Annotated in this window: 13 protein-coding genes; 9 read left to right on the top strand and 4 right to left on the bottom strand. The window is 61.5% G+C overall.

Going from position 1 to position 14704, the window contains the following annotated elements:
* Positions 1-91 precede the first annotated feature (91 nt).
* On the bottom strand, positions 92-1177 hold the full coding sequence (trmA, locus tag VF672_RS14650) for a tRNA (uridine(54)-C5)-methyltransferase TrmA (RefSeq protein WP_331105292.1): 1086 nt from the start codon (positions 1175-1177) through the stop codon (positions 92-94).
* Positions 1174-2466, bottom strand: a complete 1293-nt coding sequence (locus VF672_RS14645) for an NCS2 family permease (RefSeq protein ID WP_331105291.1) — start codon at positions 2464-2466, stop codon at positions 1174-1176. Before VF672_RS14645 ends, trmA begins: the two co-directional genes overlap by 4 nt.
* 308 nt (positions 2467-2774) lie before the next feature.
* Here VF672_RS14645 and VF672_RS14640 point away from each other — a divergent pair, with 308 nt between their 5' ends.
* From VF672_RS14640 to VF672_RS14605, 8 genes are all read left to right on the top strand, one after another.
* Entirely contained in the window at positions 2775-3299 is a 525-nt protein-coding gene (locus tag VF672_RS14640; protein WP_331105290.1) for a (2Fe-2S)-binding protein, read from the top strand.
* Positions 3296-4282, top strand: coding sequence for a xanthine dehydrogenase family protein subunit M (locus tag VF672_RS14635; protein WP_331105289.1), 987 nt, complete (start codon positions 3296-3298; stop codon positions 4280-4282). Before VF672_RS14640 ends, VF672_RS14635 begins: the two co-directional genes overlap by 4 nt.
* The gene (locus tag VF672_RS14630) at positions 4282-6501 is read left to right on the top strand and encodes a xanthine dehydrogenase family protein molybdopterin-binding subunit (protein WP_331105288.1); all 2220 of its coding nucleotides are present in this window, start codon (positions 4282-4284) and stop codon (positions 6499-6501) included. Before VF672_RS14635 ends, VF672_RS14630 begins: the two co-directional genes overlap by 1 nt.
* A gap of 311 nt (positions 6502-6812) precedes the next feature.
* Entirely contained in the window at positions 6813-7754 is a 942-nt protein-coding gene (gene choX, locus VF672_RS14625; RefSeq protein WP_331105287.1) for a choline ABC transporter substrate-binding protein, read from the top strand.
* A gap of 39 nt (positions 7755-7793) precedes the next feature.
* Positions 7794-8729 (top strand): alpha/beta hydrolase, encoded by a 936-nt coding sequence (locus tag VF672_RS14620; RefSeq protein WP_331105286.1) that lies wholly within the window; start codon positions 7794-7796, stop codon positions 8727-8729.
* A 339-nt stretch (positions 8730-9068) separates the two neighbouring features.
* Positions 9069-10508 (top strand): cytochrome ubiquinol oxidase subunit I, encoded by a 1440-nt coding sequence (locus VF672_RS14615; protein WP_331105285.1) that lies wholly within the window; start codon positions 9069-9071, stop codon positions 10506-10508.
* A gap of 3 nt (positions 10509-10511) precedes the next feature.
* Complete coding sequence (cydB, locus tag VF672_RS14610; protein ID WP_331105284.1) at positions 10512-11519, top strand: cytochrome d ubiquinol oxidase subunit II; 1008 nt, start codon at positions 10512-10514, stop codon at positions 11517-11519.
* Positions 11520-11576: 57 nt separating this feature from the next.
* Positions 11577-11783, top strand: coding sequence for a DUF2474 domain-containing protein (locus tag VF672_RS14605; RefSeq protein ID WP_331105283.1), 207 nt, complete (start codon positions 11577-11579; stop codon positions 11781-11783).
* A gap of 76 nt (positions 11784-11859) precedes the next feature.
* On the opposite strand, the gene VF672_RS14600 is transcribed toward VF672_RS14605, so the two are convergent.
* Together VF672_RS14600 and VF672_RS14595 are read right to left on the bottom strand one after the other, a co-directional pair.
* The gene (locus VF672_RS14600) at positions 11860-12984 is read right to left on the bottom strand and encodes a class I SAM-dependent methyltransferase (RefSeq protein ID WP_331105282.1); all 1125 of its coding nucleotides are present in this window, start codon (positions 12982-12984) and stop codon (positions 11860-11862) included.
* A 148-nt stretch (positions 12985-13132) separates the two neighbouring features.
* Complete coding sequence (locus tag VF672_RS14595) at positions 13133-13384, bottom strand: LuxR C-terminal-related transcriptional regulator (RefSeq protein WP_331105281.1); 252 nt, start codon at positions 13382-13384, stop codon at positions 13133-13135.
* Positions 13385-13698: 314 nt separating this feature from the next.
* Between VF672_RS14595 and VF672_RS14590 the strand changes: the two genes are divergently transcribed.
* Positions 13699-14475, top strand: a complete 777-nt coding sequence (locus VF672_RS14590; RefSeq protein ID WP_331105280.1) for a ferredoxin--NADP reductase — start codon at positions 13699-13701, stop codon at positions 14473-14475.
* Positions 14476-14704 lie beyond the last annotated feature (229 nt).

Raw genomic sequence — 14704 nt, 5'->3', positions numbered from 1 at the left:
TTCGCCAGCAAGCCGGCTCCTACAAAAAACCGTTCACCAGCGGGCTGGCCCCTACAGAGGGATTGATGCGAAGAACTGGCCGGAATCGCCTTCAGCGGCGAACCAATAGCACCCCGGATTCCATATGGTGCGTATACGGGAACTGATCAAACAGCGCGCAGCGCTCGACCCGGTGGGTGTCGTGCAGTTGTGCGATGTTCGCGGCCAGGGTTTCCGGGTTGCACGAGATGTACAGAATCCGCTCGAAGCGTCGCGTCAGCTCGCAGGTGTCGGGGTCCATGCCGGCCCGCGGTGGGTCAACGAAGACGCTGCCGAAGTCGTAGCTTTTCAGGTCGACACCCGCCAGACGACGGAACGGACGCACCTCGTTCAGTGCTTCGGTCAGCTCTTCCGCCGACAGACGCACCAGCGACACGTTATCCACCCCGTTGTCCGCCAGGTTACTCAGCGCCGCATTGACTGACGTCTTGCTGATTTCGGTGGCCAGCACTTTGCGCACACGCGTCGCCAAAGGCAGCGTGAAGTTGCCGTTGCCGCAATACAGCTCAAGCAAATCATCGTCGCGATCGCCCAGCGCGTCGTATGCCCAGCTCAACATCTTCTGGTTCACCGTGCCATTGGGCTGCGTGAACGCGCCTTCAGGCTGTCGATAGGTGAAGGTCCGGCCAGCGACCTCCAGCGCCTCGGTCACGTAGTCGCGACCGATCACCAGACGCTGGCCTTTCGAGCGGCCAATCACGCTGACGTCAAGGTCAGCGGCCAATTGCTCGGCTTCCGCCTGCCAGGCGTCATCCAGCGGGCGGTGATAGCACAGGGTGATCATGCCGTCACCGGCCAGCGTGGTCAGGAAATCCACTTGGAACAGCTTGTGATTGAGCGTCTTGCTGGCTTCCCAACGATCCCGCAGCACCGGCATCAGCGCGTTGATCTGCTGGCTGGCGATGGGGAAATCGTTGATCAGGATCGGCGTGTGCTTGTCCCCCGGCGCGAACATCGCGTAATGACGCTTGCCGTCGTCGCGCCACAGGCGGAACTCGGCCCGCAGCCGGTAGTGCTCGCGCGGCGAATCGAAGACTTGAGGCTCGGGCGCCTCGAAGGGTGCCAGCAACTCGCGCAAGCGCGTGGCCTTCTCCTCAAGCTGTGCGGCGTAGGTGGCAGGGTCGAACGTAGAACTCATGGATAAAAGCCCAGCTTGATCACGAACAGAATCGACAGCACGACCAGTGCCGGATTCAGCTCGCGGCCCCGGCCCGACAGCAGCTTGATCACGGTCCAGGAAATGAAGCCAAAAGCGATGCCGTTGGCGATGGAGTAAGTGAACGGCATCGCCAGCGCGGTGATCACCACAGGCGCCGCTTCAGTGATGTCGTCCCAGTTGATTTCAGCGAGCCCGGAGGTCATCAATACCGCGACGAACAGCAGGGCAGGCGCGGTGGCGAACGCCGGAACACTGCCTGCCAACGGGGCGAAGAACAGCGCCAGCAGGAACAACACAGCCACCACGATGGCCGTCAGGCCCGTCCGTCCACCGGCGCTAACGCCCGCAGCCGATTCGATGTAACTGGTGGTGGTCGACGTCCCCAACAGGGAACCCGCCATTGCCGCGGTGCTGTCGGCGATCAGCGCACGGCCCATTTTTGGCATGTGCCCGTCGTTGCCCATCAGGCCCGCGCGCTTGGCGACGCCGATCAAGGTGCCCGAGTTATCGAACAGGTCGACAAACAGGAAAGAGAAAATCACGCTGACCAGACCGATGTTCAGTGCGCCCGGGATGTCCAGCTGCAGGAACGTCGGTGCCAGCGAAGGCGGCATCGAGATCACGCCGCCAAATGGCGAGAAGCCCAGCGCAATGGAGACGATGGTCACCGCCAGAATGCCGATCAGCACAGCGCCGCGCACCTTCAACGCCTCAAGGCCGACGATCAGCGCAAAGCCCAGGGCTGCAAGGATCGGCGCCGGTTTTGCCAGGTCGCCCAGGCCGACCATTGTGGCCGGGTTGCTGACCACGATGCCGGCGTTGTGCAGGGCAATCAGCGCCAGAAACAGGCCGATACCGGCAGCGATTGCCGAGCGCAGAGGCAACGGAATGCTGTTGATGATCCATTCGCGGATCCGGAAGATCGACAGCAGGAAGAACATCACCGCCGAAATAAACACCGCGCCCAGCGCCACTTGCCAGGTGTGGCCCATGTGCAGCACGACGGTGTAAGTAAAGAAGGCATTCAGGCCCATGCCTGGCGCCAGGGCGATCGGGTAGTTGGCGATCAGGCCCATCACGGTGGAACCGATGGCGGCGGCCAGACACGTGGCAACGAAGATCGCGCCCTTGTCCATGCCGGTTTCGCCAAGAATGCTCGGGTTCACGAACAGGATGTAGGCCATGGCCAGAAAGGTCGTGACCCCGGCCAGAATTTCGGTGCGCACATTGGTGTTGTGTGCCCTGAGTTGAAACAACCGCTCCAGCATTTAAGGCTCCCCGGTGACGCCTCGCGTCATTTATGTAGTCGACTGAAACAGCAAAGCACAGCTCACCGAAACGGCTTGCACAAATTCTGCCAGTTGCAAAAAGCCGCGCATCATACCAGCAGCTTCCGGCGATGGGACCTTGCGGTTGTCGTCGGATTGCAAATGTCCTGATTGACCTTGCCCCTTGTCGCCCAAAGCGCTGCGTCAAAACGCCCGTCACAAACCCTGAACGTTTCCGGAACCCGACAAGTCGTACCCCTTAAGACGCAGATCACTGCGCTGATCGTGTACCTACCGTGAGGCTTCCCATGAGTGCAACCCATCAACCGGACTTCGCAGAGCATTCCATCGCTCTGACGCTGAACGGCCAGACCCGACAAGTGGACGTACAGCCCTGGACCACACTGCTGGATCTGCTGCGAGAGCAGCTGGATCTGGTCGGCACCAAAAAGGGCTGCGACCACGGCCAATGCGGTGCATGCACCGTGCTGCGCAACGGCAAACGCATCAATGCGTGTCTGACCCTGGCGATCATGTGTGACGGCGCCGAGCTGACCACGATCGAAGGGCTCGCCGACGGCGACACGCTGCACCCGATGCAGCAGGCGTTTATCAAACACGATGCCTTTCAGTGCGGCTACTGCACGCCGGGACAAATCTGCTCGGCGGTGGGCCTGGCCAACGAAGGCCGCGCCAGCACCGATGATGACGTGAAAGAGCTGATGAGCGGCAACCTGTGCCGCTGCGGCGCCTATAACAACATTCGCGCGGCGGTGGTGGAAGTCCTGCCATCGATGAGTCCCGCCCCGGATCAAGGAGGGCGCGGCCAATGAATCCCTTCAGCTACAGCAAGCCTTCGGACATCACCGAGGCGGTCAACCTCGCAGGCCCTGCCAGCCGGTTCATCGCGGGCGGTACCAACCTGCTGGACTTGATGAAAGAAAACGTTGCCCGTCCCGAGCACCTGATCGACATCACCGGCCTGCCGATGAAGGAAGTCCGCGCCACTGACAGCGGCGGCGTGATGATCGGCGCGCTGGTGAGCAACGCTGATCTGGCGTGGCACCCGTTGATCGAACGCGATTATCCGCTGCTGTCTCAATCCATTCTGGCCGGCGCTTCGCCGCAGTTGCGCAATATGGCGAGCACCGGTGGCAACTTGTTGCAGCGCACCCGCTGCTACTACTTTTACGATTCGAGCGTGCCGTGCAACAAGCGCGAACCGGGCACTGGCTGCCCGGCGAAAGACGGCCTGAACCGCATTCACGCGATCCTCGGCGCCAGCGATGCTTGCGTCGCCACGCACCCCTCGGACATGTGCGTGGCGCTGGCAGCGCTTGAAGCTCGCGTTCACGTTCAAGGTCGCGCCGGTGCCCGGGTCATCGAATTCGCTGACTTCCACCGCCTGCCGGGCGATGCGCCGCAGCGCGACAACCAGTTGGCCGATGATGAACTGATCACGGCCGTTGAATTGCCCGCGCCGCGTTTCCAGCAGCACAGTCATTATTTGAAAATTCGTGACCGCGCGTCCTACGCCTTTGCGCTCGTTTCGGTGGCGGCAGCCGTCGAGCTCGATGGCGACGTCATCCGTGATGTGCGCATCGCCCTCGGTGGCGTCGCCCACAAACCCTGGCGTGATACAGCCGTCGAGCAGTCGCTCAAAGGTCAGCCCGTCTCGCGGGAAAACTTTGTCGCCGCTGCCGATGCCATGCTGCGCAATGCCGAGCCGCTGGCGCACAACGCTTTCAAGATCAAGCTGGCCCGCCGCGCGATCGTTCGCGCCCTGAGCGACGCCACCTTGGGAGGAACTGTTTAATGAACGCGAACCTACCCGATTCGGGAGCGGCCTGCGCGCTGGGCCAACCCATGGACCGCGTCGACGGGCGCTTGAAAGTTACCGGTCAGGCCCGCTACGCCGGTGAGTACCCGGAGCTCGGCCTGCTGCATGGCAGCGTGGTCTCCAGCGCCATTGCGTCGGGCCGCGTCGTGCGTATCGATGCCTCGCAGGCACTGGCCGTGCCTGGCGTGGTGGCGGTCATCGACCACACCAACCGCCCGCACATTGCCAGTTACGACGAAGACTATCAGGACGCCGACGCCGCCGAAGGCTCCCCGTTTCGCCCGTTCTACAACGACCGCGTGCTCTACAGCGGCCAGCCGCTGGCGCTGGTTGTGGCGGACAACCTTGAGCTGGCGCGGCATGCCGGCTCGCTGGTGCGCATCGAGTACGAAACCCAGGCCCACCAGACCGACCTCAGTGTTGGCCAGAGTGACGCCCACACCGCACCGGCCGAAACGCCGAAGCCACGCGGGGATTTTTCGGGCGCATTCGCCCAGGCCGCGGTGACGGTCGACACCCACTACAGCACGCCCAACGAGCACCACAACCCGATGGAGCCGCACGCGTCCACGGTGTTTTATCAGGCGGACGGCAGCCTGGAGATCCACGACAAAACCCAGGGCACGCAGAACTGCCAGAACTACCTGCACAACGTGTTTGGTCTGGAAAAAGAAAAGATTCGGGTCCTTGCTGCGTTTGTAGGCGGCGCGTTCGGCTCCGGGCTGCGCCCGCAGTACCAGCTGCCTCTGGCCGTGATGGCCGCGCTGAAACTCAAGCGTTCGGTGCGCCTGACGCTGACCCGCCAGCAGATGTTCACCTTCGGCTACCGTCCGCACACCTTGCAGCACATGCGCCTGGGTGCTGCGAAAGACGGCAAGCTGGTGGCCATCGCCCACGACGTCATCGGGCAGACCTCACGCTTTGAAGACTTCACCGAGCACGTCGTTGAATGGAGCGGCATGCTCTATCAGTGCGACAACGTGCAGTTGAGCTACGAGCTGGCGCCGCTGGACGTGTGCACGCCGCTGGACATGCGCGCACCTGGCGCGGCGTCCGGCATGGTCGGGCTTGAATGCGCGATGGACGAACTGGCGATCGCTGCCGGCATCGATCCCGTGCAATTGCGAGTGGTCAACTTTGCCGAGAGCAACGGCAACGAGGGCAAGCCGTACTCGAGCAAGGAGCTGCTGGCCTGCTATCAACAAGGCGCCGAGCGCTTTGGCTGGAGCAAGCGCAATCCCGAGCCGCGCAGCATGCGTCGAGGCCGTCAGCTGGTGGGTTGGGGGATGGCGGGCGGTGTCTGGGAGGCCATGCAAATGCCAGCCAGCGCCAAGGCCAGCATCGACAGCAGCGGCAAGATTACCGTCAGCAGCGCCACCACGGACATCGGCACCGGCACTTACACGGTCATGACGCAGATCGCCGCCGAAGCGGCGGGCGTAAGCCCGGATGATGTCACCTTCTTGCTGGGCGACTCGTCATTGCCGACGGCGCCGCTGCAGGGCGGGTCGTTTACGGTGTCGTCCGTGGGCACCGCGGTGCAGCAGGCCTGCCGTGCGTTGCGCGCCAAACTGCTGGATGCCGTGCGCATGGCGCATCCGCAGTACGCCGTGGTGGATATGGCCGATGTTGGTTACGGCGACGGTTATCTCCACATCGATGATCAGCGTTTTGCTTACGCAGACATCGTTCGCGAGTCGTCCCACGAGACCCTGGAGGTGCAGATCGATGCCGCGCCTGATGAGAAGCGCGATGGCTATTCGACGGCGACTCACTCGGCGGTGTTCGTCGAGGTGCTGGTGGACGAGGACTTGGGCACCATTCGCGTCAATCGCGTGGTGGACGCCGTCGCGGCGGGCCGCATCGTGAATCCGAAAACCGCGCGCAGCCAGATACTCGGCGGTGTGGTCTGGGGCATTGGTCAGGCGTTACAGGAAGAGACGTTCACCGACCACGGCCTGGGGCGCTTTATGAACCACAGCCTGGCCGAATACCACATCCCGGTGAATGCGGACATCGGCGAGATCGACGTGTTGTTCGTGGAAGAGCACGACAGCATCGTCAATGATCTGGGGTCCAAGGGCGTGGGCGAGATTGGTATCGTCGGCGTGGCATCAGCCATTGCCAATGCGATCTACCACGCCACGGGCAAGCGGGTTCGGGAATTCCCTATCACGCTGGACAAAGTGCTTTAACTACTGCCGTACTTTGATCGTTCCCACGCTCTGCGTGGGAATGTCTCCCCGGATGCTCTGCGTCGCAATAACGCAGAGCGTCATCAACAGCATGACCACGCGGAGCGTGGGAACGATCATCATCTGCTCCTCAATCCCCCCGCATTGAATGTCGCCCCAGTGCAAGCACAGGTCGCGCTGGTGCGCTTGTTGCCATGGCCTGCTGCGTACTTTGCATCAACGCGGCAGCCACCGAATTGCCGTGGGTCTTCAAGCCTTGAAAAACTGCCGAAAAGAGCTGAAAAAATAACGAGCCGACCCGAGGAGCACGCATGAAGTCATTTATTCGTCATATCAGTTGCGCTGTGTTGATGCTGAGTAGCACCGCTCTATTGGCAGCGGAGCCCGCCAAATGCCAGAACGTACGCATGGGTGTGGTCAACTGGACGGACGTCGTCGCCACCAGCGCTGTTGCCGAAGTGCTGCTGCAAAATCTGGGGTATAAGGTCAAACAGACCAGCGCTGCTCAACAGATCGTCTTTGGCGGCTTGCGTGACGATCGGCTCGACGTGTTTCTGGGTTACTGGAAGCCGGCAATGGACAAGAACATCGCGCCGTTTGTCGCCGCCAATCAGGTCAAAGTACTCGACGTACCGAGCATGAGCGACGCTCAGGCGACCCTGGCCGTTCCAGACTATGTGGCATCGGGCGGCCTGAAAACCTTCGCCGACATAGCCAGATTCAAGGACAAGCTCGGCGGCAAGATCTACGGCATCGAGCCGGGCACCGGTGCCAACGCCAACATCAAAGGCATGATCGAGAAAAACCAGTTTGGCCTCGGCGGTTTCCAGTTGGTCGAGTCCGGAGAAGCCGGCATGCTCGCCGCCGTCCAGCGGGCGATCAAACGAAATGAATGGGTTGTGTTCGTTGGATGGACCCCGCACCCCATGAACATCAACATGAAAATTGCCTATCTGACCGGCAGCGAAGATGTGTTCGGCCCGGGCGAAGGCGCGGCGACCGTGTCAGTAGTGACGGCGCCGGACTACGCTTCCCGTTGCCCGAACGTCAGCAAGCTGATGAGTAACCTGAAATTCACCGCCGCCCAGGAAAGTCAGATGATGGTGCCGATCATGGACCGCAAGGCGCCAAACGACGTTGCCCGCCAGTGGCTCAAGGATCATCCTGAAGACATGAAGCGCTGGCTGGATGGCGTGACGACCTTCGATGGCAAGGCTGCAGCGGCCGTCGTGAAAGTGGCAGTCAATCAATAACCAAGCACGCCTGGCCGAGGGCTCGGGCTGGAGCAGCCAATGCCCAAGGTTTACCCGCTGTCCCCGGAAATGTCGGCGTTCGTAACCAAGACCCTGAGCTTTTCCAGCGCGTCAGACGATATCCACGAGCAGCGCCGGGCGTATTCGCGAATGAGTGAAGCGTTCACGCCCACCCGTCCAGCCAATCTCGAGGTCAAGGATTTCACCCTCGGCGGCGTGGCGGTGCGCAGTTACCGGCCTCAGCGGCTGTCCCTCGAACATCCGGCGCCGTGTGTGATGTACGTCCACGGCGGCGGCTGGGTCGTCGGTGACCTCGATTCCCATGACTTTCTGACCGCAGCGTTGGCCGCCGATCTTAACGCCGTAGTCATTGCCGTAGATTACCGGCTGGCGCCCGAGCACCCATTTCCCGCGGGGTTCGGAGATTGTCTGGCGGTCTGGCACGCCTTGCAGGTACAGGCGCAACGTCTGGACATCGACCCGCGACGGATTGCCATTGCCGGGGACAGCGCCGGCGGCAACCTAGCCGCAGCCGTGTGCCTGGCGCTGCGCGACTCCGGTGAGCGGCAGCCGGTGGGGCAGGCGCTGATGTACCCTGAGCTGGGGGGCTCGAGCGAGTTGCCCTCTCGCCGTGACTGTGCTGACGCACCGCTTCTTTCCACCGATGAACTGACGCTTTACCGGCGGCTGTACATGGCGCCGGACGAACAGTCGGCGTACGCGAGGCCCCTCAAGGCTGCGGATTTCCATGGCCTGGCACCCGCGTTCATCGCCGTCGCACAGTTCGACCCGTTGCGTGATGACGGCCTTGGCTACGAGCGTGCGTTGCACGAGTCCGGCGTGCGCACCGAATTCGACCCGGGGCTGGGTCTGCTGCACGGCAGTCTCAGGGCCAAAGGTCAGGCACCGGAAGTCGACGCGCTTTACCAGCGTTTGGTCGCCGCGCTGCTGGGGTTTATTCGCGCTGCGTTGTAGGACTGTCCGCGCGATCGTTCTGAATGCGGTTTTGCCCATCCGCGCGCGCTGTTCTGCATCCCTGCGACTGCACCGTCCCAAGAGGTGAGTCAACTCGCCACGCGACAAAAGACCACGCAGAGCAAGTGCCGAAATGGGACTACTCTTTCTACGTCAGCTGACCTGGATCAATGCTTTGGCCTGTATTGGTCGAACTGGCCGCCTGACGCACCTCCCCCGGTCGCCGACCTGAGCACGAATCAAAGAGAACAAACGCTCGACCTCGTACTCAATACACCGTGGGGGCAGTCGCTGCAGGCCCCGAGTCTGAAGCCAGTTCCACCTGATAGAGGAAGACCTATGTTCGGCTTAGAGGCGCTCGATCTCGCCCGAATCCAGTTTGCGTTCACCGTTTCATTTCACATTCTTTTCCCCGCCATCACCATCGGTCTGGCGAGCTTCCTCGCGGTGCTCGAAGGCTTGTGGCTGAAAACCCACGACAACACCTATCGCGACCTCTATCACTTCTGGTCGAAAATATTTGCCGTCAACTTCGGCATGGGCGTGGTGTCGGGCTTGGTCATGGCCTACGAGTTCGGTACCAACTGGAGCCGCTTCTCCGACTTCGCCGGCGCCGTCACCGGGCCGCTGCTGACGTATGAAGTCCTGACCGCGTTCTTCCTCGAAGCAGGCTTCCTCGGTGTCATGCTGTTTGGCTGGAACCGCGTTGGTCGCGGGCTGCACTTCTTCGCCACGTCCATGGTCGCGGTCGGCACGCTGATTTCGACCTTCTGGATTCTCGCCTCCAACAGCTGGATGCACACGCCGCAGGGCTACGACATTGTTGATGGCCGCATCATTCCGGTGGACTGGTTTGCGGTGATTTTCAACCCTTCCTTCCCCTACCGCCTGACGCACATGGCCATTGCCGCGTTCGTCGCAACCGCATTCTTCGTCGGCGCATCGGCCGCCTGGCACCTGCTGCGCGGTCGCGATAACCCGGCGATTCGCAGAATGCTGTCCATGGCCATGTGGATGGCGCTGATCGTTGCGCCGATTCAGGCCATGGTCGGAGATGCCCACGGTTTAAACACCCTTGAGCACCAACCGGCCAAAATCGCGGCCATCGAAGGCCACTGGGAAAACGTCGGGGACGAGCCAACCCCTCTGATCCTGTTCGGCATCCCGGACATGAAAGAAGAGCGCACCAAGTACGCGGTCGAGATTCCGTATCTGGGCAGCCTGATCCTGACCCACAGCCTGGACAAACAGATCCCTGCGCTCAAGTCCTTCCCGCCGGAAGACCGTCCTAATTCGCTGATCATTTTCTGGTCGTTCCGCGTCATGGTGGCGCTGGGCCTGTTGATGATCGCCGTCGGCCTGTGGAGCGCCTGGCTGCGCTGGCGCGGCGGGTTGTTCACCAATCGCTGGTTCCTGCGTCTGGTGATGTGCATGGGCCCGGCCGGACTTATCGCAATGTTGGCCGGCTGGTTCACCACCGAGATCGGGCGACAGCCATGGGTGGTTTACGGGCTGATGCGAACGGCAGATGCGTCGTCGCGGCACAGCGTTGAACAGTTGAGCATCACCCTGGTGTTGTTCGTCGTGGTGTATTTCCTGCTGTTCGGCACGGGTTTCGGCTACATGATGCGTCTGGTACGCAAAGGGCCTAAAACCCACGAAGGTGATAACGCCACCTACGGCGGACCAGGGCAGAAACGCACCCCGGCGCGTCCTCTCTCTGCTGCCGATGAAAGCAGCACGGACAACCGCAAAGACAGCCTGACTGAGGGGAACTGAGCCATGGGTATCGATCTTCCGCTGATCTGGGCCGTGATCATCATCTTCGGCGTCATGATGTACGTCATCATGGACGGCTTCGATCTGGGCATCGGCATACTGTTCCCGTTCATGAAAGACAAGACCGACCGCGACGTGATGATGAACACCGTCGCGCCGGTCTGGGACGGCAACGAAACCTGGCTGGTACTGGGCGGGGCCGGTTTGTTCGGCGCCTTCCCGCTGGCCTACTCGGTCGTACTCGAAGCCTTGTATCTGCCGCTGATCTTCATGCTGTTCGGGCTGATCTTTCGCGGTGTGGCGTTCGAGTTCCGCTTCAAGGCCACTGACGTCAAACGGCACCTGTGGGACAAGGCGTTCATCGGCGGTTCGCTGGTGGCGACGTTCTTCCAGGGCGTTGCTCTGGGCGCGTACATCGATGGCATTCCGGTGGTCAACCGTGCCTATGCCGGCGGTGGGCTGGACTGGCTGACGCCGTTCTCGGTGTTCTGCGGTCTGGCGCTTATCGTGGCGTACGCCTTGCTCGGCTGCACCTGGCTGATCATGAAGACCGAGGGTCCCTTGCAGAAAGCCATGCATGATCTGGCCCGACCCTTGGCCCTCGCGACATTGGTGGTCATGGCGATTGTCAGTCTGTGGACACCACTGGCGCACCAGGACATCGCCGATCGCTGGTTCAGCCTGCCTAACCTGTTCTGGTTCATGCCGGTGCCGGCGCTGGTCATGGTGACCATGTACGGCCTGTTCAAAGCGGTGGCGCGCAATGCCAATTACGCGCCGTTCCTGTTGACGCTGGTGCTGATTTTCCTCGGCTACAGCGGGCTGGGCATCAGCTTGTGGCCGAACATCATCCCGCCGTCAGTGTCGATCTGGGCCGCCGCATCCCCGCCCCAGAGTCAGGGCTTCATGCTGGTGGGTACGCTGTTCATCATTCCGCTGATTCTGGGTTACACGTTCTGGAGCTACTACGTGTTTCGCGGCAAAGTCACCCACGAACACGGCTATCACTAGCAGGTAGCGGTCCCGGCCTGTCGCCGGGGCCGGACTGCGAGAGAAGAGGGTTTAGCGATGTCGGTTAAAGAATCTGTTCGGCACGACGCTCGAAACCAGGCGCCTCGACCGTTCCAGCGCGAGGTTGATCCGGCGCAGGGCAAACCGCTGTGGCAGCGCATCGGCTGGCTGGTTGTCATCTGGACCGGTAGCGTACTGGCCCTATTCGTCGTCGCCATGCTGCTGCGCATGTTCATGACAGCGGCGGGCATGAAGTCGCACTGAGTGTTTTTGGCTCGATAAAAAACCCGCTTCGGCGGGTTTTTTTATGTCAGACGGTTGGACAACAAGGGAGGCGAGTTTATTTACGCGCCTTGAGAATCACGAACTTCGGCGTCGCCGCCACTTGTTCGACGCCTCGGAACAGCCGCGCCAGTTTGCTGTGATAGCCCAGATGACGGTTGCCGACGATGTACAGCGCGCCGCCGGTGACCAGTGCCGAACGTGCCTGCTGGAACATCCGCCAGGCGAGGAAATCGCCGACCACTTGTTGCTGGTGAAACGGCGGATTGCACAAAACGACGTCCAGCGAATCAGGTTCCTGTGCCGCCAGCCCGTCACCTGCGTGAATCACTGCCGGGCGCTCACCGAATGCCAGCGCCCAGTTTTCCCGGGCCGACTGGACCGCCATGAATGACTCGTCCACCAGCGTGTAGTGCGCGTCGGGGTTGTCCAGTGCGCTGGCGATGGCCAGAACGCCGTTGCCGCAACCCAGATCCGCGACGCGTGCTGAACCAAGGCCTTTCGGGAGGTACGGTAGAAACGCCCGAGTGCCGATGTCCAGACCGTCACGACAGAACACATTGGCGTGGTTGATCAACTCGATCTTTGGCTCGTCCAGTGTGTAACGGGTGGGGTAGGGCGAGGGCTGGACCGTTTTGGCTTCCGGCGTGCAGAACAGCAGTCGGGCCTTCTTCACGGCGAGCGATGCCTGGACGGGGCCGATGTATTCTTCCATCAACTCGCCGGCCGAGCGGGGCAGGTGCTTGATCATTCCGGCAGCAACGACATTGGCGTTCGGGGCCAATTGGCCCTGCAGTCGAGTCAGCTGTTCTTCCAATAAGGCGAGGGTCTTGGGCACGCGAATCAGCACCCAGTCGAAGGGGCCGTTCAACGGCGCGCTGGCGGGGATCATCGGCACCGCGTCATAGCTCAATCCGTTACGGACCAGGTTCTTTTCCAGCGCTTGAGCGCCGAGAAACGAGTCTGTGCTGCTGACCACTGTCGCATGGGGGGCAACGCTCGCGGCCAGCGCACCGAAGCTGTCATTGAGCACCAGCACCCGCGTTTGCAGCGTCAACCCATGTTCAGCCACGTGGTTGAGCAAGTACTCGTCGGCGGCATCGAATGCCTGCAAGGGCTCCTCCGACTGCTCCGGCTGGCGGATCAGGTCGAGCGTGGCAAACGGGGTGGTGAGCAGGGGCATGGGCGGAGCAGTTCCAGTCGTTAAGGGCGGAATCGGCGTGTCGGCAGACGTTAAACGTGCATCGCCGTGTCCAGGTTCGCGAAGCCGGCGATTTTACGTGTTTTTTCCCCGTGCGCACCGGCCTTTTCGCCCTTGCGTCGCCCCGCCGCTAGATCACTCCGTCTTTGGTTGCCCGGACCACCGCCGAGATCTTGTTGCAGGCGCCGATCTTGCGGATAGCCGTGCTGATATGAAAGTTGACGGTACGCGGTTTCACATCAAGGATTATCGCCACCTCGGCAGCCGTTTTGCCCTCGGCGGACCACTTCAACACCTCCACCTCGCGGAGGGTAAGGCCCTTGTAGATCAGAACCTCTGCGCTCGCCCTGCGGTCGTCTACCCGCTCCCGAATATCCATCATGTGCCTCCCTGGTCAGTCTTGATCGTCCTGATCGAAGTCTAGGAAACATTCACGACTGCAAAGGGGGCTTGCCTCGCCAGCGCGCCCGGGTTGTATCAGACGAGCCGAGGCTGTTATCCAGAAGCACTTTAGAATCAGCGAGTTAAATGTGCGGCTTTTGCCGTTACGGGCCGGTTCGCAATAACCCCGATAGCCAAATACTCTAAAAATCGTCCGGCCCCATGCGGATACCACTACAAACCGCCGGTGTTTATCGCGGCGGGTTTGCGGGACACTGATAACCCCTTTTTTGAGACAGGAGCCAGGAGCGCCTCATGACTGCCAGTGCAGAGAAATTCACCCGGCAAACGCTGCTGGACGTTACGCCGCTGACTCCGAGTCTCTTTACCTTTCGCACCACCCGCGATCCTGGCTTCCGTTTCACAGCGGGCCAGTTCGCGCGACTGGGCGTGACCAAGCCGGACGGCACTACCGTGTGGCGGGCCTACTCAGTGGTGTCCTCACCCTTTGATGAATTCCTCGAGTTCTTCTCGATCGTGGTGCCCAACGGCGAATTCACCAGCGAACTGAGCCGGCTTCGGCAGGGCGACACCCTGATGGTGGAAAAACAGGCCGTGGGTTACCTGACCCTGGATCGCTTCACCGACGGACGCGACCTCTGGATGTTGTCCACAGGCACCGGCGTTGCGCCGTTCCTGTCGATCCTTCAGGACTTCGAAGTCTGGGAAAAATTCGAGCGCATTATTCTGGTGTACAGCGTCCGTGAGTCGCAGGAGCTGGCCTACCAGCAACTCATTGCCGAGCTGACCCAGCGCGAATACCTGGCCGAGTACGCCCACAAGTTCCGGTTCATCGCCACGGTGACGCGGGAGCCGCACCCGGGTGCGCTGAGCGGGCGAATTACCACATTGATCGAGAACGGTGAGCTGGAGAAGGCGGCCGGCGTCGCGCTGACACCCGAGTACTCACGGGTAATGATCTGCGGAAATCCACAAATGATCGAAGACACCCGCGCGATACTCAAGACCCGCGACATGCGCCTGGCGCTGACGCGCAAACCCGGCCAGATCGCGGTGGAGAATTATTGGTAGGTTGATCCGGCTGCCTTGGGGGCAAAACCCAGTGGGAAAGAGCAGGCTCGCAAGTAAGCCGGCACATCCGCTCTATTTTCAGCGGCTGGAATACCGCCTTCGTGAGCAAGCTCACTCCCACACGTCCAGCAGCACCCCGAGAACTCCGAGCCAGCCCAAGTCCTGTGGGAGCGCGCTTGCTCGCGAAGCTTGCGTTCAGTACGCAGAGAAATCGCGGGATGCGCGCAGC

This window comes from Pseudomonas sp., from assembly GCF_036387035.1.
GTDB lineage: Bacteria > Pseudomonadota > Gammaproteobacteria > Pseudomonadales > Pseudomonadaceae > Aquipseudomonas.
Note: the sequence above shows the minus strand (reverse complement) of the source record. Positions and strands in the feature narration are given on the sequence as shown.